We start from the raw sequence: 18,871 nt of genomic DNA on the forward strand, positions 1-18,871 counted from the left end.
TCCATGGGAGGAACCATGACCGCCGAGCTCCAGCCCGCCGGACTCCACAGTCTGCAGCCCGATGGCTCTGCATGGCCGATGCCGCCTCAGGACGGCTATACGACGGACGACTTCTTCGCCCTCGACCTCCCGCCGCACACAGAGCTGATCGACGGGAGCCTGGTTTTCGTGAGTCCGCAGCGCAAGTTCCACTCGCTGGCGATTGATCTACTGGCCTACACCATGCGCCGCACCGTCCCCGAACACCTCCGAGTGCGACGTGAGATGGCCGTCGTCCTGGGTCCGAAGCAGGTACCCGAACCGGATCTCGTCGTCGTAGCCGCCGAGGCCGACGCCGACCCGGTGCAGACCCGCTACGACGCCCGCGACGTCGTCCTCGCCGTCGAGGTCGTCTCCCCCGACTCCGAGGACCGCGACCAGGACACCAAGCCCCGCAAGTACGCGGCAGCCGGGATCCGGCACTACTGGCTCGTCACGATGGACGAGAACAACCGGCCCGCGGTCCACACCTACGAGCTCGACCCGCACACCGGCGCCTACACGCCCACCGGCGTCCACCACGACAAACTGAAGGTCTCGGTCCCCTACGACATGGACATCGACCTCACCGAGATCGACCGCCTTTGACCGGGGCTCGCCCGGTTCCGGGCGGCGGGTGGGGTGGGGAGTGCTAGTTACTCTGGCCCGCATGAGCGTCCTCCCCTCTTCCTCCCCCGACGCCGGTGCCCGGTTCGACCGTGGGCTCACCGACGACCTGATGTCCTTCCTCTCGGCCAGTCCCTCGCCGTACCACGCCGTGGCGAACGCCGCCGCACGGCTTGAGAAGGCCGGATTCCGCCAGGTCCCGGAGACCGACGCGTGGGACGGGACGACGGGCGGCAAGTACGTGATCCGCGGCGGCGCGATCGTCGCCTGGTACGTCCCCGAGGGCGCCGCCCCGCACACCCCGTACCGGATCGTCGGCGCGCACACCGACTCGCCGAACCTGCGGGTCAAGCCGCTGCCCGACATGGGGTCCCAGGGCTGGCGGCAGATCGCCGTCGAGATCTACGGCGGGCCGCTGCTCAACTCCTGGCTCGACCGGGACCTCGGCCTCGCCGGCCGGCTCACCCTGCGGGACGGCTCGTCCCGGCTTGTGAACGTCGACCGCGCCCTGCTGCGCGTACCGCAGCTCGCCATCCACATGGACCGCTCGGTCCACAGCGACGGCCTCAAGCTCGACAAGCAGAAGCACATGCAGCCCATCTGGGGCCTCGGCAACGACGTCCACGAGGGCGACCTGATCCGGTTCCTGGAGGACGAGTACGGCCTCGACGAGGGCTCCGTCACCGGCTGGGACCTGATGACGCACTCCGTCGAAGCGCCGTCCTACCTCGGCCGCGACAAGGAACTCGTCGCCGGGCCCCGCATGGACAACCTGCTCTCCGTGCACGCCGCGACCGCCGCGCTCGCCGCCGTCTCCGCCACGCCCGACCTCCCGTACATCCCGGTCCTCGCCGCCTTCGACCACGAGGAGAACGGCTCCCAGTCCGACACCGGCGCCGACGGCCCGCTGCTCGGCACCGTCCTGGAGCGGTCCGTGTTCGCGCGTGGCGGCTCGTACGAGGACAAGGCCCGTGCCTTCGCCGGGACCGTGTGCCTGTCGTCCGACACCGGGCACGCCGTGCACCCGAACTACGCCGAGCGCCACGACCCGACCCACCACCCGCGCGCCGGCGGCGGCCCCATCCTCAAGGTGAACGTCAACAACCGCTACGCCACCGACGGTTCGGGCCGCGCGGTGTTCGCCGCCGCGTGCGAGAAGGCCGGCGTGCCGTTCCAGTCGTTCGTCTCCAACAACTCCATGCCCTGCGGCACCACGATCGGCCCGATCACGGCCGCCCGGCACGGCATCAAGACCGTCGACATCGGCGTCGCGATCCTCTCCATGCACAGCGTCCGCGAGCTGTGCTCCGCCGACGACCCGGTCATGCTCGCGAACGCCCTCGCCGCCTTCCTGGAGGGCTGAGTTCCACGGCCGGTGACAGGTATCGGCCACATCCTGGACCGCTGACCTGCCGCTCCCCCCGGCCCCGTAAAATCGCCCCTGGACGGGCGCGATCACGGAGGTCGGGGGCCGAGGGAGGGCACCGGGCGTGGAGTTCAGGATTCTCGGCGCCGTCGCGGTCGCCACGGAGACCGGCGACCTGCCGCTCGGCCCCGCCAAGCGCTCCGGCCTTCTCGCGATGCTGCTCCTGCGCCCCAACAACGTGGTCCGCGTCGAGCAGCTGATCGCCGCGCTGTGGGAGGACGAGCCTCCGCTCCACGCCAAGACCGTCGTGCAGAGCCACGTCTCCCGGCTGCGCGCCCTCCTCGCCGCGCACGACGCCGAGATGTACGGGGTCCGGCTGACCACACAGGGCTCGGCGTACTCGCTCCAGCTGCCGGAAACCTTGCTCGACGCCCACCGGTTCGAGGAGCTGGTCGCCCTCGCCCGGCTCCAGCACCGGCCCGCCGACACCGTCCAGATGCTGCGCGAGGCGCTCTCGCTGTGGCAGGGCCCCGCCCTCACCGGCACGGTGCGCAGCGCGCCCCTGGAAGCCGCCGCGCTCGCCCTCGAAGAGCTGCGGATCGCCTCCGTCGAGGGGCTCGCCGAGGCGTACGGGCAGCTCGGCGAGCATGTGCGGGCGGCCGCCGTGCTGCGTCCTGAGGCGGTGGCGCATCCGCTGCGCGAGTCGCTGGCCGCCGCGCTCGTGCTGGCCCTCGGACGCTCGGGCCGGCAGTCCGACGCGCTCGACCACTACCACCGCACGCGCCGGCTCCTCGCCGACGAGCTGGGCGTCGATCCGGGGCCGGTGCTCGCGGCGGCGTACCGGACGATTCTGGGGACGCCTTCGACGCAGGCGCCTCCGCAGGCGGCGTTCGCGGGGAGTGGGCGGACGGCGGCTGGGCGGACGGCGGCTGGTGGGGGGCCGGTGCCGGGTGCTGTGGCGGGTGCTGTGGCGGGGCCGGGTGCTGTGCCGGTGGCTGGTGCTGTGCCGGTGGCTGGTTCTGTGGCCACTGCGGCGCCGGTGCCTGTTGTGGATGCGGTGCCGGTGGCGGCGCCTGTGGCTGCGCCCGTACCGGCTGAGCAGCCCGGTGCCGGGGCCGAGTCGGCGGCTGATTCCGCGTCAGGTGCGGAGGCCGAACCCGTAGGCGTACCCGTACCCGTACCCGTAAGGGATACCGTCCCCAGCCCCGACGAAGCCGAACTCCCCGCGCCCCCCAGCGGCGGTCTCACCCCGTCGCCGCACCTCCCCCCGCCCAATCTTCTGCCCCGGCTCCCGCGCGGTTTCAGCGGGCGGGACGCCGAACTCCGCGCTCTCGACCGTGTGTTGACCGGTGACGACGCCCCCGTGTGCCTGCTCGCAGGGCCCGCCGGGGTCGGCAAGACCGCCCTCGCCGTGCACTGGGCGCACCGGCGGCACGCCCGTCAGGACCTGTTCCCGGACGGAGTCCTCTTCGCCGACCTGCGCGGTTTCAGTGACACACCCGCGCCCGAAACCCCCGCCGTCCTACGGGAGTTCCTGCTCGCGCTCGGCGTACAGACCCGGAGCATCCCCGAGACCACCGCCGCGATGGGCGCCCTCTACCGCACCCTCGCCGCAGGGCGTCGCCTCCTCGTCGTCCTCGACAACGCCCGCACCTCCGCGCAGGTCCGCCCCCTGCTCCCCGGCGGCGACCACTGCGCCACCCTGATCACCAGCCGCGACCGGCTCGGCGGACTCATCGCCTCCGACGCCGCCGTCCCCGTACCCCTGCACCCCCTGCCGCCCGGCGACGCGGCCGGGCTTCTCGCCGCCGTGCTCGGCGAGGACCGGGTGGCCGCCGAGCCCGAGGCCGTCGAACGGCTCGCCGGGCTGTGCGACGGGCTGCCGCTCGCCCTGCGCGTCACTGCGGCCCGCCTCGCCGAGCGCCCCGACGGCACCCTGGACGCGATGGCCGCCGAACTCGCCGACGAGCAGCGCCGGTTGAGCCTGCTCGACATCGAGGACACCGGCGTGTCCGCCGCGCTGCGTCTCACCGTGCGGCACCTGCCCGAACCCGCCGCCGAACTGTTCGGCCTGATCGGCCTGCACCCCGGTTCCGACCTGGACCGGCACACCGCCGCCGCGCTCACCGGCACGACGCCCGACGAGGCCGACGCCGCCCTGTCCCGGCTCGCCGCGGCCCACCTCGTCGCCGAGTCGGCCGGCGGCCGCCGCACCCCGCACGACCTGGTCCGCCTCTACGCCCGCACGCTCGCGCCCGAGCCCGGCGCCGAACCGCTCGGCCGCCTCCTCGACCACTACCTGCGCACCGCCCTCGACGCGGCCGCCGCCGCCCACCCCGAGAGCAAGCCCTGCTGCGCCCTGCCCGCGGACATCCGGCCCCCGCACGCCGTACGGGAGTTCCCCGACCGCGCCGCCGCGCTCGCCTGGTACGAGTCCGAGCGGCCGGGCCTGGAAGGCGCGGTCGCCGCCGCTGCCGCCGCCGGACGCCACGACCGGGCCTGGCGGATCGCGCTCCTGCTGTGGCCGGTGATCCTGCTGAAGGTCGGCGACGGCTGGGTCCCGCTGCTCGAACAGTGCCTCGTCTCCGCCGAGCACGAGGATGACCCGGACGCGCAGTCGCGGGCCCGTGCCCTGCTCGGCTGGGTCCTCCACGAGGAGGGCCGGGACGACGAGGCCCTGGTCCACCTCGAACTGGCCCCCGGACTCGCGGCCCGCGCCGGCGACGTGACCAGCGAGGCCATCGCCTGCGTGAACCTCGCGGTGGCGCTCAACGGCACCGGCGAGCTCGAGCGCGCCGGGCTGCTCCTGTCCCGCGCCGTCACCCTCGCCGTACAGGTGCAGCATCCGCCGACGGAGGCGCTGGCGCTGCACCATCTGGCCCGGCACTGCCTCGACACGGGCGCCCATGAAGCGGCCCTGTCGCACGCCGTACGGGCGCTCGATCTGACGTCGCCGGACGAGGCCGCCCGGCGCGTGCTGCTGCTGACCTCGGGCGGTGAGGCGCTGGCCGCGCTGGGACGGCCCAGCGAGGCCGCTGACCTGCTCGGACAGGCGCTGCTCACGGCCGATTCGGAGGGGTTCGAGGAGGGCGCGGCAGCCGTGCGGAAGGCTCTCGAGTCCTTGCCAGCGGATCGTTAGCGCCGCGCAAGCCGATCGACAGAGGCACCCCCGAAGCTGAACTCAGCACCGAAACGGTGCCGGTCTCTTCGAAGACCGTTCAGCAGATCGCATTCACGGACCACGACCACGGTCCGTACCTACCCGGGGGAGCCCCACCATGACCGCCCACCGCAATCGTTCCCGTACCGCCCTCGCCGTCGCGGCGCTCGCGGCCCTGAGCCTGACCCTCACCGCCTGCAACGACGGCGGCTCGGGCACCAAGGACGAGGGCGCCGCGTCCTCCGGCAACACGTCCACCGCGACGGCCGGCTCGGACAAGGGTTCCGACAGCGGCTCCACGGGCGGCTCGACCTCCGGTTCGTCGGCCTCCGGTTCGTCGACCTCCGGCGGTACGGGCTCCACCACGTCCGGCGCGAAGCAGAGCACCGACAAGGGCTCGACCGGCGGGACCGGCGGGACGGCGGCGAAGGCCCCCGAGTGCAAGACCGGCTACCTCGACTACACCCTCAAGCGCGAGAACCCCGAGCAGCAGGGCGACCACCTGCTGATCACCGCCGAGAACCGCTCCGCCACGGCCTGCACCGTGCAGAAGTTCCCGGTCATCACCCCTGGCGCCGCCAACGGCGACATCCCTGTCGCCAAGGACAACGAGCAGCCCGCGCAGCCGCTGCTCGTCCAGCCCGGCGGCAAGGTCTACTCCGCGATCGCCGTCGTCCAGGACGTCAAGGCCTCGGACGACTACTTCAAGTCGATCCGCCTGAGCCTGCTCATGAACAACCCCGACGACTCCGTGACCGTCAAGCTGGCCACGCCCGGCGAGGTCGAGTACGACCCCAACATCGACGACGGCATCGAGGTGTACTCCTGGAACACCCAGCGCCCGTACGCCAACTGACCCTTCCCTCAAGGGACTTGAGGGGCTTTACGCCTCGTCCATCCCGGCGAGCACCAGCGGGAGCCGGTCCGCGCCGCCCTCGGTGATCCGGACCGGCACGCCCCAGTCCTGCTGGTGGACGTGGCAGGCCGGGTACTCGTTGGCGGGGTCGTCGTCGCAGGACGCGGCCATCGCCGACACGTGCAGGACGCCCTCCTGCACCTTCGGGTCGAGGACCAGCTCACGCGAGAGGTCCGACCCCGCACCGTCGCCGGCGAGCAGCAGCTCGGGCGGCGTGGAGGAGACGAGAAGCCGGGTCGAGGGCCCGTACCGGGTGTCGAGCTTCTGGCCGGCCGGCGCCTGGAAGATGACGTCGAGCCGGAGCTTGCCGCCCGCCACCTCGGTGGCGGCGCGCTGCGTGCGGTGGGCCACGGACTCGACGCGCACGGCCTCCTCGGGGAGGCGCAGTCGCGTCAGGCGGTGGCGCGCCGACTCGACGACGACGATGTCGCCGCCGACAAGGACGGCGTCGCTCGGCTCCCGCAGATCCGTGGCGAGCGTGGTGACCTCACCGCTCGCCGGGTCGAAGCGGCGCAGCGCATGGTTGTACGTGTCCGAGACGGCGACCGAGCCGTCCGGCAGGGCGGTGACGCCCAGCGGGTGCTGGAACAGCGCTTGACCTGCGGCGCCGTCCCGGTGACCGAAGTCGAACAGGCCGGTGCCGACCGCCGTGTGCACGACGCCGTCCAGGTCCACGTACCGCAGCGCGGACGTCTCGGAGTCGGCCACCCACAGCCGGTCGTCGCCGGCCGCGAGGCCGGACGGCTGCGCGAACCACGCCTCGGCGCCCGGCCCGTCGACCAGACCCTCGTTCGTCGTACCGGCCGCGACCTCGACGGTCTTCGTCGTCGGGTCGTACGCCCACAGCTGGTGGACGCCCGCCATGGCGATCCACACCTTGCCGCCGAAGACGGCGACGTCCCACGGCGACGACAGGGCGACCTCAAGGGCGGGACCGCTGGTCGGCGCGCCCTGCCACCACTGGCGGCCGGTGCCCGCGAGCGTCGTGATCTCCCCGCTCGCGAGGTCGACCGCCTTCAGCGAGTGGTGCACGGTGTCGGCCACGACGACCGTCGAGTCGTCGAGCAGGGCAAGACCCTGCGGTTCGTTGAAGTCCCCGGCGCCGCCGATGCGCCGGACGACGGTCTCGCCGTCGGCGGCCATCTCGACGAGCTGGTGCCGGGTGGTGTCGGAGACGAGCAGGTTCCCGGACGGCAGCAGGAGCGCCTTGCCGGGGAAGCGCAGGTCGGTCGCGACCGGCTCGGGCGCCACGTACGGGCCGTCGCCGCGGCGCAGCGTGCCCTTCGCCTCGTGCTCGGCCTCCAGCTGCTCGACCAGCCGCTCGATGGCGTGCGCGTGCCCCTCGCCGGCGTGCTGCGCGACGACGTACCCCTCGGGGTCGATCACCGCGAGCGTGGGCCAGGCCCGGACGGCGTACTGCTTCCAGGTGGCGAGCTCGGGGTCGTCGAGGACGGGGTGCTCGACGTTGTAGCGCTCGACGGCGTCGACGACGGCGGAGTGCTCGGCCTCGTGCACGAACTTCGGCGAGTGCACGCCGATGATCACGACGGTGTCGCGGTGCTTCTCCTCCAGCTCACGCAGCTCGTCGAGGACGTGCAGGCAGTTCACGCAACAGAATGTCCAGAAATCAACGATTACGATCCGCCCGCGGAGAGCCGCCAGGCTGAGTTCCTTACCGCCGGTGTTGATCCAGCCGCCCTTGCCGATGAGTTCGGGCGCTCGGACACGTGCACGCTTTGCCATGGTTCAAGCCAACCACATCTGCGCGTGTCCATATTCCGCTGCCCGTTCCGCTCCCGTTCCGCCGTACGGCCCAGCCCGCCGACCGTAGGAGTGTCCGGGGACGGAGGGTGCCCGACGCTGGCTTTTATGAGGGGTGAGAGTTCACGCGGCGGCCTCGCCGGCGGGTTGCGCGCGGTACGGCGATGGGGTGCCGCGCGGGGCGCCGACCTGCGGGAGTGGCTGCCGTTCGCCGCCCGGATGACTCGCCAGATGGTGGACGTGAGCCTCCTCGACTCCTCGACCCGGCTCGCCGCGCAGGGGTTCCTCACGGCCATCCCGCTGCTCTTCGCCTTCGCCGCGTTCGCCCCGTCGTTCGTCCGCGACGAGCTGGTCTCCTCGGCCACGTACGTACTGGGCCTGTCCGGGGCGGCGGTCGACCAGCTCAAGAACGTCACCGGCACGACGGACCAGGCCGCGCGCGAGGCCTCGGGGACCGTCGGCGTCTTCGTCACGCTGCTGTCGGCGACCGCGTTCAGCCGGGCGCTGCAACGTGTGTGCGAGCGGTCCTGGCACCTGCCGCCCGCCGGTCTGCGGATCGTCGCGTGGCGGTGGGTGGTGTGGCTGCTCGTGTGGCTGGCCGCGCTCGTGGTGCAGGGGCTGCTGCGGGACGGGTTCGGGGCGGGCGGATGGCTGGGGCTTCCGCTGTCGTTCGCGGCGAGCACGCTGCTGTGGTGGTGGACGCAGCATCTGCTCCTCGGCAGCCGGGTGCCGTGGCTGCCGCTGCTGCCGGGCGCGCTGCTCACGGGCATCGGCGTGGTCGCCCTCGCGTGGGCGTCGCGCTTCTACATGCCGCGCACGCTCGACCGCTCACTGGCCGCGTTCGGCCCGCTCGGCGTCGTCTTCACGCTGCTGTCGTGGCTCATCGTGCTGTTCACGGTCGTCTGCGTGGGGATCGCCGCCGGGTACGTCCTCGCCCACGAGGAACGGCTCGCACGAAGGCTCGGGACACCGCCGCCCGGGTGACCGGGGAGAGTCGAAGCGCGCGCTTCGGGCACCCTACGACGTATGAGATACGAGGTTCGCGAGCGGCTGCTCGGTGTGGGCGAGGACTACTGGATCGAGGACGAGCGGGGCCACAAGGCCTTTCTCGTCGACGGCAAGGCGATGCGCCTGCGCGACACCTTCCAGCTGAAGGCGCGTGACGGGCAGGTCCTCATCGACATCCACCAGAAGATGTTCGCCCTGCGCGACACGATGGTCATCGAGCGCGACGGCCAGGCGCTCGCCAAGATCAAGCGCAAGCGCCTCTCGCTGCTGCGCAACCACTACCGGGTCGAACTGGTCGACGGCACCGAGCTCGACGTCAGCGGCAAGATCCTCGACCGCGAGTTCGTCGTCGAGTACGACGACGAACTGCTCGCGGTCATCTCGCGCCGCTGGCTGCGGGTGCGGGACACGTACGGCGTCGACGTGATCCGCGAAGACGCGGACTCCGCGCTGCTCATCGCCGTCGCGGTCTGTGTGATCCATCTGGCGGAGAAGGAGGGGAGGGACGACTGAGGTTCAGGTGGTGCGGGGGGGCGTCAGCGGTGCGGGCGGTCCAGGCCCAGGATGCGGTCCTTCAGGGCCGGGAACTGGTCGCGCGTCGTGGCGACCCGCCCCGCGTCGAACTCGACGGTGAGGACCTCCTCGTCGGCGCCCGCCTCCGCGATCACCTCGCCCCACGGGTCCACGACCATGCTGTGCCCGGCCTGCGGCATCCGCGCGTGCGTACCCGCGGTGCCGCAGGCCAGTACGTACGTCTGGTTCTCGACGGCGCGCGCCTGGGCCAGCAGCCTCCAGTGGGCGAGGCGCCGCTCGGGCCAGCCCGCCGAGATGACGAGCGTCTCGGCGCCCCGGTCCACGAGTCCCCGGTACAGCTCGGGGAAACGCAGGTCGTAGCAGGTGGTGACGCCGAGGACGGTCTCCGGGAGGCGTACGGTGACCAGCTCGCCGCCCGCGCTCATCAGCACGGCCTCGCCCTTGTCGAAGCCGAAGCGGTGGATCTTGCGGTAGGCGGCGGCGAGTTCGCCGTCGGGCGAGAAGACGAGGGCGGTGTTGTAGAGCGGTCCGTCAGGGTCTCGCTCGGGGATGGAGCCGGCGTGCAGCCAGACGCCCGCGTCGCTCGCGGCCTTCGCCATCGTCTCGAACGTGGGCCCCTCCAGGGGTTCCGCCTCGTCCGCGAAGGACTCGTAGGCGAAGGCGCCCGTGGTCCACAGCTCGGGGAGGACCACCAGATCGGCGGACCCGGCCTGATCTCTCACCATCGAAGCGGCGCGCAGCCGACGGGAATTGACCGATTCGTCATCATCTACACGGATCTGGATGAGCGAGGCGCGCACACTACCACCGTCCTGGCATTCGAGCCTTCAACACAGGCCTACGATCGTCATACGAAAGCACTGCCGGGGTGCCTGTCAGCAGCGTACTGTGCATTTCCGGGGGTTCCCCCCGGACCCCGCAGACGCGTTCTCAGACACCCATTGCCCGCGCCACAACCGCCCGAGGGGTCCCGTTCCGTGAGTCTCCACCCCAGTCTTCAGTCCTACGCCGATGCCTGGACCCATTCCGTCGAAGCGATATCCGAGCTGGTGACGCCCCTGGTGGAGGGCGAGTGGAACCGGGCCACCCCCTGCCCCGGCTGGTCGGTGCGGGACATCGTCTCCCATGTCATCGGCGTGGACTGCGAGATGCTGGGTGACCCCCGGCCCATCCACACGCTGCCCCGCGACCTGTACCACGTGAAGACCGACGCGCAGCGCTACCACGAGGTCCAGGTCGACGTACGCCGTCACCACACCTCGCCGGAGATGGTCTCCGAGCTCGAGTACACGATCATCCGCCGCAACCGGCAGCTCCGCAACGAGAGCCGTGAGCCCGACACGATCGTGCGCGGCCCGCGCGGCGTCGAGGAGACCCTCGAATACTCCATGCGCAGGCGCGCGTTCGACATCTGGGTGCACGAGCAGGACCTGCGCCAAGCGCTGAACAAGCCCGGCAACCTGGACTCCCCCGGCGCACACGTCACGCGCGACATGCTGCTCGCGGTGCTGCCGAAGGTCGTCGCGAAGGACGCGGCGGCGCCGCCGAACTCGGCGATCGTCATCGATGTGCACGGTCCGATCGAGTTCCTGCGCACGGTCCGCGTGGACGCCGAGGGGCGCGGAACGATCGACGGCGCGCCCTCTCTCGGCCCGGCCGTGACGCTCTCGCTCGACTGGGAGACGTTCGTCCGTCTGGCCTGCGGGCGGATCAGCCCGGAGGGCGCGCAGGACCGGCTCAAGATCGAGGGCGACCCGGAGCTGGCGGCGGCGATCCTGAACGCGATGGCGGTCACGCCGTAGGACGTACGGCGGTGGGCGTCACGCCGTAAGACGTAGTACGTAAGACGACGGGCTGCGTCACCGTAAGACCGTCACCGTAAGACGAAGGGCGGGGCCTCGGCCCCGCCCCGCCCTACCGGTCTTTCCCAGGCCGGAATGTGCACCCCGTATCAGACCGGAACGTGCACCGTCTCCACCCGGCTGGCCACCAGCCGCTCGCGCTCCCGGCGCACCGCGCGGCCGCGCAGGCGCAGGATCTGGCTCATGCCGAGCGCTTCGAGCACGAACACCGCGGAGAACGCCACGCGGTAGTTGTCGCCGGTCGCGTCCAGCAGGACGCCGATCGCGAACAGCGTCGTCATCGACGCCACGAAACCGCCCATGTTGACGATCCCCGACGCCGTGCCCTGCCGCTCCGGCGGGTTCGCCGGACGCGCGAAGTCGAACCCGATCATCGACGCCGGGCCGCACGCGCCGAGCACCGTGCACAGGACGATGAGCAGCCACATCGGCGCGTGGTCGCCGGGGTAGGCGATCGTCGCCGCCCACATCACCGCCGTCGCACCGATCGTGCCGAGCGCCAGCGGCAGCCGGGCCGCGTGGTGCCGGGCCACGATCTGCCCGTAGACGAGGCCGATCATCATGTTGGAGACCACGACGAGGGTGAGCAGCTCGCCCGCCGTGCCGCGGGACAGGCCCTGTGCCTCGACGAGGAACGGCAGGCCCCAGAGCAGCAGGAACACCATCGCGGGGAACTGCGTCGTGAAGTGCACCCACAGGCCGAGCCGCGTACCCGGCTCGCGCCAGGCCGTCTGGATCTGGCGGCGCACGAAGGCCCCGCCGGTGTGGTGCACGGGCTCCGGCGCGAAGCCCTCGGGGTGGTCCTTGAGGAACAGCACCATCACGACGAGGACCACGACACCGGCGATCGCGCTGCCCGCGAACGCGGCCTCCCAGCCCACACCGTGCAGCAGGCGGGCGATCACGAGCGTCGACACGAGGTTGCCGGCCATGCCGACGAGGCCGGCGAGCTGTCCGACGAGCGGCCCGCGCCGGGCGGGGAACCAGCGGCTGCCGAGCCGCAGCACGCTGATGAACGTCATCGCGTCACCGCAGCCGAGCAGCGCGCGCGACAGCAGGGCCGTCCCGTACGAGGGCGAGAACGCGAAGCCCAGCTGGCCGAGGGTGAAGAGGACGACGCCGATCGTCAGGACGCGCTTGGGGCCGAGCCGGTCGACCATCAGGCCGACGGGTATCTGCATCCCGGCGTAGACGAGGAGCTGGAGGATCGAGAACGTCGACAGCGCCGAGGCGTTGATGTGGAAGCGGTCGACGGCGTCGAGGCCGGCGACACCCAGCGAGGTGCGGAAGATGACGGCGACGAAGTAGACGGCGACGCCGATGGACCACATCCGGACGGCTCTGCGGCCGCCGGGCGGGTCCCCGGGCAGTGCCGTCATCCCGGCGGAGCTCATCGGACGTCCCCCCTCGCCAGGTTCGAGACCCAGCTGACGTGCTTGTGTACGGCGGCGACGGCCGCGTCGGCGTCACCGGAGCGGAGCGCTTCGAGGATCTCCTCGTGCTCCGCGATGTTCTTGGCGATCCTGTCCGGGTGCGCCTGCATCACGGCGACGCCCATGCGCAGCTGGCGGTCGCGCAGCTGGTCGTAGAGGCGGGACAGGATCGCGTTGCCGCCGTGGCGGACGATCTCGGCGTGGAAGCAGCGGTCGGTGATCGCCACCTCGGCGAAGTCGCCGGCGGCGGCCTGCGTCCGCTGCTGGTCGAGCAGCTCTTCCAGGCGGGCGATGAGGCTCGCCGGCGCGGGGACGGCCTTGCGTGCCGAGTGCTCCTCGACGAGGAGGCGGGTCTCGACGACGTCGGTGATCTCCTGCGCGGAGACGGGCAGGACCAGGGCGCCCTTCTTCGGGTAGAGCTTGATCAGCCCCTCGACCTCGAGCTTGAGCAGCGCCTCGCGTACGGGGGTGCGGGACACCCCGACGGCCTCGGCGAGCTCGCCCTCCGTGAGCAACGTCCCGCCCTCGTAACGGCGTTCGAGCACGCTGCGCTTGATGTGGTCGTAGACACGGTCGGCCGCGGGTTCCCGCTTGACGGCGGGGGCGGGGGTCGGAGACGGGGGCGAGGAAGACATGCGCACATCATAGATACAACACGTACGCAAGATAGGTGTCCGTCCGGCATTCGGATGGAGAGCTGCGTCACTCGGGGTTGCGACGGGGGCTCGCGCCCGGCGTCACGGGGGGCTCGCGCCCGGCGTCAGGGGGCCGAATTTCTTCCCGGCCCCGCACATCCATTCACCCCCTTCATGAGTCTCACCAGCGAGCGGCACCCTCATGTGGCCGCATTCCAGGGGCATTTGGAGCGTTCGACTTGAAAATTCGCATCAAGGGCAGAATCAAGGGCATTCGTCGTGCAACCGCCGCCGTGACCACCGTGACCGCGGGCGCCGTCCTCGCGACCGGGGCCTTCGCACCCGCGGCGCAGGCGGCCACGCTGCCCACCCCCACGATCGTCGCCAAGGGCGGCTACGTGATGAACAACGGGACCGGTACGAGCCTGTTCTCCAAGGCCGCGGACACCCGTCGCTCCACCGGTTCCACGACCAAGATCATGACCGCGAAGGTCGTCCTGGCGCAGACGAACCTGAACCTGGACGCCAAGGTCACGATCCAGAAGGCGTACAGCGACTACATCGTCTCGAAGAACGCGTCGTCGGCCCACCTGATCGTCGGCGACAAGGTCACCGTCCGCCAGCTCCTGTACGGGCTCATGCTCCCGTCGGGCTGCGACGCCGCGTACGCGCTGGCCGACAAGTACGGCTCCGGCACCACGCGCTCGGCCCGCGTGACGTCCTTCATCGGCAAGATGAACAAGGCGGCCACCGCGCTGGGCCTGAAGAACACGCACTTCGACTCGTTCGACGGCATCGGCAGCGGCGGCAACTACTCGACGCCCCGCGACCTGACGAAGATCGCGTCGTCGGCGATGAAGAACTCGACGTTCCGCACAGTCGTGAAGACGACGTCGACGAAGCAGAAGGTCACGACGAAGAGCGGCGGCTACCGCTACATGTCGTGGACCAACACGAACAACCTGCTCGGCAGCTACGCCGGCACCATCGGCGTCAAGACCGGCTCGGGCCCCGAGGCCAAGTACTGCCTGGTCTTCGCCGCCACCCGCAACGGCAAGACGGTCATCGGCACCGTCCTCGCGTCCGACTCGGTCACCAACCGCACGGCAGACGCGAAGAAGCTGATGGATTACGGCTTCAAGAAGTAGTCACCGTCCAGAAACGTGAGTCGGGGGCGGGCGGCGCCACGGGCACCCAAGCCGCGCGGTCCGCCCCCGGACTCCAGTCCGGGACGTGACCGCCGTAGTAGATCGTGAACGCCCAGTACCGCTCGTCCTCGTGGAGGATGAGGTCGTCCTCCACGGACAGGTCCTGGCCGTCCCACTGCACATTGACCCGCGCCACCGCCTCCGCCCGGACGATCCCGAACTCCGCGACCATCTCGTCCACGACGGCGTCCAGAAGTTCCCGCGTCTGGGGACAGGTGGGCATGGTGTAGCTACCGGTACTCATCGCCGGCTCTCCTTCGGGTGTGGTCAGCCCGTCTCACGGCTCTGCCCCGCCGAGCCGAAGCTCGACGGGGCAGAGTTAGCGCCGCGTCAGACTGCTGAGGACCCGCCGAGGGCAGCCCTCAGTCGTTTGCTCACGCCCAAGTGATCAGCCGCTTCGGCTGTTCAAGGATCGCCGCTACATCCGCGAGCACCTTCGAGCCGAGTTCTCCGTCGACCAGGCGGTGGTCGAAGGAGAGGGCCAGGGTGGTGACCTGGCGGGGCTTTACCTTGCCCTTGTGGACCCAGGGCTGGAGTTTGATCGCTCCTACCGCGAGGATCGCCGATTCGCCGGGGTTGAGGATCGGCGTGCCCGTGTCGACGCCGAAGACGCCCACGTTCGTGATCGTGACCGTGCCGCCCTGCATGGCCGCCGGGGACGTCTTGCCCTCGCGTGCCGTGCCGACCAACTCGCCGAGGGCGGTGGCCAGTTCGGGCAGCGTCAGCCCGTGGGCGTCCTTGATGTTCGGGACGATCAGGCCGCGGGGTGTGGCCGCCGCGATGCCCAGGTTCACGTAGTGCTTCTGGACGATCTCCTGGTTCGCCTCGTCCCAGGCCGCGTTCACCTCGGGGTTCCGCTTGATCGCGACGAGCAGGGCCTTGGCGATGAGCAGCAGCGGATTGACCCGCAGCCCCTGCATGTCCTTGTCGGCCTTGAGCTCCTCGACGAGCTTCATCGTGCGCGTCACGTCGATCGTCACGAACTCCGTGACGTGCGGCGCGGTGAAGGCGGAGCCGACCATGGCGGCGGCGGTCGCCTTGCGGACGCCCTTGACCGGGATCCGGGTCTCGCGGACACCCGCCTGGACGGGGGCGGGAGCGAGTGTGGCGGCGGGGGCCGCCACCGGCTCCGGCTCACGCGTCACGGCCGGCTCCGGCGACACCGGCGTGGCGGCCGCGCGCACGTCCTCGCGGGTGATGACACCGTCGGGCCCGGAGGGTGTGAGCGAGGCGAGGTCGACGCCGAGGTCCTTGGCGAGCTTGCGCACGGGGGGCTTGGCCAGGGGGCGGCCGTTGCCCTTGCCGTGCCCGTTCGTGCGAGCGGGGGCTTCCGGCACGGGAGCGGGGGCTTCCGGCACGGGAGCGGGTGCAGGCGCCGGCTCCGTGACCGCCGCTTCAGCAGCCGCCGCCTCCGTCGCGGCACCCTTTCGAGGCCTCCGCTTCGTCGACGCCTCGGACACCCCGTAGCCCACCAGAACAGGCTGGCGCCCCTGCGGCTCCTCTTCCTCGCCGGCCTCCTCAGCCGGAGCAGGGGCAGCCGCGGCAGCGGACCCGGCCCCACCGGCCACGTCCACCGCGATGATCACCTGCCCGACATCCACGGTCGTCCCCTCGGGGAACCTCAGCTCGCGCACCACGCCGTTGAACGGGATGGGCAGCTCGACGGCCGCCTTCGCCGTCTCGACCTCGCACACGACCTGCCCGTCGGTGACCGTGTCACCGGGCTGGACGTACCACTTGAGAATCTCGGCCTCGGTGAGCCCCTCGCCCACGTCGGGCATCTTGAACTCTGCCGGCGCAGCGTCAGTCATCGTCGTCACGGCCCTCTCCTCAGTACGCCAGCGAGCGGTCGACGGCGTCGAGCACCCGGTCGAGGCCCGGCAGGTACTCGTCCTCGAGACGCGCCGGCGGGTACGGCACGTGGTAGCCGCCGACCCGCAGCACGGGCGCTTCCAGGTGGTAGAAGCAGCGCTCGGTGATGCGGGCGGCGATCTCCGCGCCCGTACCGAGGAAGACCGGGGCCTCGTGGACCACGACGAGCCGGCGGGTCTTCTCGACGGACCGCTGGATCGCGTCGAAGTCGATGGGCGACATGGAGCGCAGGTCGAGGACCTCCAGGGACTTGCCCTCCTCCTCGGCGGCCGCGGCCACCTCCATGCAGACCTTCACCATCGGCCCGTAGGCGACGAGCGTGAGGTCCGTGCCCTCGCGCAGCGTGCGCGCGCCGTGCAGTGGTCCGGGGATCGCCTCGGTGTCGACCTCGGACTTGTCCCAGTAACGCCGCTTCGGCTCGAAGAAGATCACCGGGTCGTCGCTCTGGATGGCCTGCTGCATCATCCAGTACGCGTCCGACGAGTTCGACGGAGAGACCACCTTGAGGCCCGCCACGTGCGCGAACAGCGCCTCGGGCGACTCGCTGTGGTGCTCGACCGCGCCGATGCCGCCGCCGTACGGGATGCGGACGACGACCGGCAGCTTGATCTTGCCGAGCGCGCGGGCGTGCATCTTCGCGAGCTGCGTGACGATCTGGTCGTAGGCGGGGAAGACGAAACCGTCGAACTGGATCTCGACGACCGGCCGGTACCCGCGCAGGGCGAGGCCGATGGCCGTGCCGACGATGCCGGACTCGGCGAGCGGGGTGTCGATGACCCGCTCCTCACCGAAGTCCTTCTGCAGCCCGTCGGTGACACGGAAGACACCGCCGAGCTTGCCCACGTCCTCGCCCATGACGAGGACCTTCGGGTCGGTGTCGAGCGCCTTGCGCAACGACTCGTTGATCGCCTTGGCCAGCGGAAGCTTCTGTACCGCCATGATCAGTTGCCCCCTTCGGCATCTGCGAACGACGCCTGGTAGGCGGCGAACTGAGCGCGCTCCTCGTCGACGAGCGAGTGCCCGTCCGCGTACGCGTTCTCGAAGATGGCCATCCGGTCCGGGTCCGGCATCGCCCTCACCGCTTCACGTACTCGAAGACCCAACGCTTCGCTCTCGGCCTCGAGTTCCGCGAAGAATCCCTCATCCGTGTCAGTTTCGGATTCGAGGTAGGTGCGCAGGCGCAGAATCGGGTCCTTCGCCTCCCACGCCTCACGCTCCTCGTCGGCCCGGTACTTCGTCGGGTCGTCGGAGGTGGTGTGCGCGCCCATGCGGTACGTGAACGCCTCGACCAGCGTCGGCCCCTCGCCCCTGCGGGCCCGCTCCAGGGCCCACTTGGTGACGGCGAGGCAAGCCAGGACGTCGTTGCCGTCGACGCGGACGCCGGGGAAGCCGTAGCCCTGCGCGCGCTGGTAGAGCGGCACGCGGGTCTGCTTCTCGGTCGGCTCCGAGATCGCCCACTGGTTGTTCTGGCAGAAGAAGACGACCGGCGCGTTGTACACGGCCGAGAACGTGAACGACTCGGCGACGTCGCCCTGGCTGGAGGCGCCGTCACCGAAGTACGCGACGACGGCCGAGTCCGCGCCGTCCTTGGCGACGCCCATGGCGTAGCCGGTGGCGTGCAGGGTCTGGGAGCCGATGACGATCGTGTACAGGTGGAAGTTGTTGCTGTTCGGGTCCCAGCCACCGTTGTTGACGCCCCGGAACATGCCGAGCAGGTTCGTCGGGTCGACGCCGCGGCACCAGGCGACGCCGTGCTCGCGGTAGGTGGGGAAGACGTAGTCGTCGTGGCGGGTCGCGCGGCCGGAGCCGATCTGCGCGGCCTCCTGGCCGAGCAGCGAGGCCCACAGGCCCAGCTCGCCCTGGCGCTGCAGCGAAGTGGCCTCGGCGTCGAAGCGGCGGGTGAGGACCATGTCGCGGTACAGGCCGCGCAGTTCCTCCGCCGTGATGTCCTCGACGAACGCGGCGTACTCGGCGTGCTCGGCGTTCTCCACGCGCACGCCCTCAGGGCTCAGCAGCTGGACAAGGTCCGGCGCTCCCGCGCCGGCTGACTTCTTCGCAGACTTTTTCGCAGCGGTGCGCTTGCGCGGCGTACGCGCTGCCGCAGTGCTGTCCACGGTCACGTGTGCTCCTCCGTCGGTCCGGCCCCCGGGTTCGCCGGGAAAGCCTGAGGGTCTCCCCAACCCTGTGAGGGCCCGGGGAGGCTCGCCTGGCCCGTCCTGCGCACGGGGTGGGTGCGACTCGGCCGGGTGCAGGCGTGACAGGTGCCCCGGCGAGCCCCTGCACCATGCACGTTACCCAGTGCTCCACATATCTGCGAAACCCCATCTGACCTGCGATTTTGCTTGGATATCCAAGTAAATAGAGCAAGTGGGGAACACTCGCTGGTCAGACGTGGTGAAGACAGCGGTCGAAGCTCTGGGTGACAGCCTGGCAGCCAGCCGGAACACCGGCACGTTATCCCGCTCACCTCG

16 protein-coding genes are annotated in these 18,871 nt (G+C 70.9%); 8 read left to right on the top strand and 8 right to left on the bottom strand.

All coding sequences use genetic code 11. The features are described 5' to 3' along the window. Window positions 1-3: 3 nt before the first annotated feature. The 4 genes from ABZ893_RS21295 (at window position 4) to ABZ893_RS21310 (ending at window position 6,027) form a co-directional block, all read left to right on the top strand. Window positions 4-627: a Uma2 family endonuclease gene (locus ABZ893_RS21295; protein WP_361405955.1), complete on the top strand. Its 624-nt coding sequence runs from the start codon at window positions 4-6 to the stop codon at window positions 625-627. 61 nt (window positions 628-688) lie between these two features. Then, the gene (locus ABZ893_RS21300; protein ID WP_361405958.1) at window positions 689-2,008 is read left to right on the top strand and encodes a M18 family aminopeptidase; all 1,320 of its coding nucleotides are present in this window, start codon (window positions 689-691) and stop codon (window positions 2,006-2,008) included. 127 nt (window positions 2,009-2,135) lie between these two features. Further along, window positions 2,136-5,150: a transcriptional regulator gene (locus tag ABZ893_RS21305; RefSeq protein ID WP_361405961.1), complete on the top strand. Its 3,015-nt coding sequence runs from the start codon at window positions 2,136-2,138 to the stop codon at window positions 5,148-5,150. Between the two features lie 139 nt (window positions 5,151-5,289). Beyond that, window positions 5,290-6,027 (top strand): DUF4232 domain-containing protein, encoded by a 738-nt coding sequence (locus ABZ893_RS21310; protein WP_361405963.1) that lies wholly within the window; start codon window positions 5,290-5,292, stop codon window positions 6,025-6,027. Between the two features lie 27 nt (window positions 6,028-6,054). Here ABZ893_RS21310 and ABZ893_RS21315 read toward each other — a convergent pair whose 3' ends face one another. Further along, window positions 6,055-7,830, bottom strand: coding sequence for a thioredoxin-like domain-containing protein (locus tag ABZ893_RS21315; protein WP_361405966.1), 1,776 nt, complete (start codon window positions 7,828-7,830; stop codon window positions 6,055-6,057). Between the two features lie 126 nt (window positions 7,831-7,956). Between ABZ893_RS21315 and ABZ893_RS21320 the strand changes: the two genes are divergently transcribed. Further along, complete coding sequence (locus tag ABZ893_RS21320) at window positions 7,957-8,832, top strand: YhjD/YihY/BrkB family envelope integrity protein (protein ID WP_361405969.1); 876 nt, start codon at window positions 7,957-7,959, stop codon at window positions 8,830-8,832. A 42-nt stretch (window positions 8,833-8,874) separates the two neighbouring features. Continuing rightward, window positions 8,875-9,369 carry an LURP-one-related family protein gene (locus ABZ893_RS21325; protein ID WP_361405972.1) on the top strand — a complete coding sequence of 165 codons (495 nt, stop codon included), beginning with the start codon at window positions 8,875-8,877 and terminating at the stop codon, window positions 9,367-9,369. 23 nt (window positions 9,370-9,392) lie between these two features. Here the strand turns inward: ABZ893_RS21325 and ABZ893_RS21330 are convergent, their stop codons facing one another. After that, entirely contained in the window at window positions 9,393-10,190 is a 798-nt protein-coding gene (locus ABZ893_RS21330; protein ID WP_361405975.1) for a carbon-nitrogen family hydrolase, read from the bottom strand. Window positions 10,191-10,367: 177 nt separating this feature from the next. Between ABZ893_RS21330 and ABZ893_RS21335 the strand changes: the two genes are divergently transcribed. Continuing rightward, window positions 10,368-11,192: a maleylpyruvate isomerase family mycothiol-dependent enzyme gene (locus ABZ893_RS21335; protein ID WP_361405978.1), complete on the top strand. Its 825-nt coding sequence runs from the start codon at window positions 10,368-10,370 to the stop codon at window positions 11,190-11,192. 149 nt (window positions 11,193-11,341) lie between these two features. Here the strand turns inward: ABZ893_RS21335 and ABZ893_RS21340 are convergent, their stop codons facing one another. Further along, window positions 11,342-12,646: an MFS transporter gene (locus tag ABZ893_RS21340; protein WP_361405981.1), complete on the bottom strand. Its 1,305-nt coding sequence runs from the start codon at window positions 12,644-12,646 to the stop codon at window positions 11,342-11,344. Then, window positions 12,643-13,320 (bottom strand): GntR family transcriptional regulator, encoded by a 678-nt coding sequence (locus ABZ893_RS21345; RefSeq protein WP_361405983.1) that lies wholly within the window; start codon window positions 13,318-13,320, stop codon window positions 12,643-12,645. Before ABZ893_RS21345 ends, ABZ893_RS21340 begins: the two co-directional genes overlap by 4 nt. Before the next feature lie 251 nt (window positions 13,321-13,571). On the opposite strand from ABZ893_RS21345, the gene ABZ893_RS21350 reads away from it, so the two are divergent. Then, entirely contained in the window at window positions 13,572-14,468 is an 897-nt protein-coding gene (locus ABZ893_RS21350; RefSeq protein WP_361406662.1) for a D-alanyl-D-alanine carboxypeptidase, read from the top strand. Here ABZ893_RS21350 and ABZ893_RS21355 read toward each other — a convergent pair. From ABZ893_RS21355 to pdhA, 4 genes are all read right to left on the bottom strand, one after another. After that, entirely contained in the window at window positions 14,458-14,772 is a 315-nt protein-coding gene (locus tag ABZ893_RS21355) for a hypothetical protein (protein WP_361405986.1), read from the bottom strand. The two genes, ABZ893_RS21350 and ABZ893_RS21355, sit on opposite strands and share 11 nt — an antisense overlap. 130 nt (window positions 14,773-14,902) lie before the next feature. After that, the gene (locus ABZ893_RS21360) at window positions 14,903-16,348 is read right to left on the bottom strand and encodes a dihydrolipoamide acetyltransferase family protein (protein ID WP_361405989.1); all 1,446 of its coding nucleotides are present in this window, start codon (window positions 16,346-16,348) and stop codon (window positions 14,903-14,905) included. Window positions 16,349-16,358: 10 nt separating this feature from the next. Beyond that, the gene (locus ABZ893_RS21365; protein WP_361405993.1) at window positions 16,359-17,339 is read right to left on the bottom strand and encodes an alpha-ketoacid dehydrogenase subunit beta; all 981 of its coding nucleotides are present in this window, start codon (window positions 17,337-17,339) and stop codon (window positions 16,359-16,361) included. A gap of 2 nt (window positions 17,340-17,341) precedes the next feature. Then, complete coding sequence (gene pdhA / locus ABZ893_RS21370; protein ID WP_361405996.1) at window positions 17,342-18,520, bottom strand: pyruvate dehydrogenase (acetyl-transferring) E1 component subunit alpha; 1,179 nt, start codon at window positions 18,518-18,520, stop codon at window positions 17,342-17,344. Window positions 18,521-18,871 lie beyond the last annotated feature (351 nt).

This window comes from Streptomyces sp. NPDC046821 (assembly GCF_040645335.1).
Classification (GTDB): domain Bacteria; phylum Actinomycetota; class Actinomycetes; order Streptomycetales; family Streptomycetaceae; genus Streptomyces.

What these genes read in the sequence shown, in the direction of transcription:
- ABZ893_RS21295 (WP_361405955.1), top strand. Translation starts at nt 4, where the DNA reads ATGGGAGGAACCATGACCGCCGAGCTCCAGCCCGCCGGACTCCACAGT.
- ABZ893_RS21300 (WP_361405958.1), top strand. Translation starts at nt 689, where the DNA reads ATGAGCGTCCTCCCCTCTTCCTCCCCCGACGCCGGTGCCCGGTTCGAC.
- ABZ893_RS21310 (WP_361405963.1), top strand. Translation starts at nt 5,290, where the DNA reads ATGACCGCCCACCGCAATCGTTCCCGTACCGCCCTCGCCGTCGCGGCG.
- ABZ893_RS21315 (WP_361405966.1), bottom strand. Translation starts at nt 7,830, where the DNA reads ATGGCAAAGCGTGCACGTGTCCGAGCGCCCGAACTCATCGGCAAGGGC.
- ABZ893_RS21320 (WP_361405969.1), top strand. Translation starts at nt 7,957, where the DNA reads ATGAGGGGTGAGAGTTCACGCGGCGGCCTCGCCGGCGGGTTGCGCGCG.
- ABZ893_RS21325 (WP_361405972.1), top strand. Translation starts at nt 8,875, where the DNA reads ATGAGATACGAGGTTCGCGAGCGGCTGCTCGGTGTGGGCGAGGACTAC.
- ABZ893_RS21340 (WP_361405981.1), bottom strand. Translation starts at nt 12,646, where the DNA reads ATGAGCTCCGCCGGGATGACGGCACTGCCCGGGGACCCGCCCGGCGGC.
- ABZ893_RS21345 (WP_361405983.1), bottom strand. Translation starts at nt 13,320, where the DNA reads ATGTCTTCCTCGCCCCCGTCTCCGACCCCCGCCCCCGCCGTCAAGCGG.
- ABZ893_RS21355 (WP_361405986.1), bottom strand. Translation starts at nt 14,772, where the DNA reads ATGAGTACCGGTAGCTACACCATGCCCACCTGTCCCCAGACGCGGGAA.
- ABZ893_RS21365 (WP_361405993.1), bottom strand. Translation starts at nt 17,339, where the DNA reads ATGGCGGTACAGAAGCTTCCGCTGGCCAAGGCGATCAACGAGTCGTTG.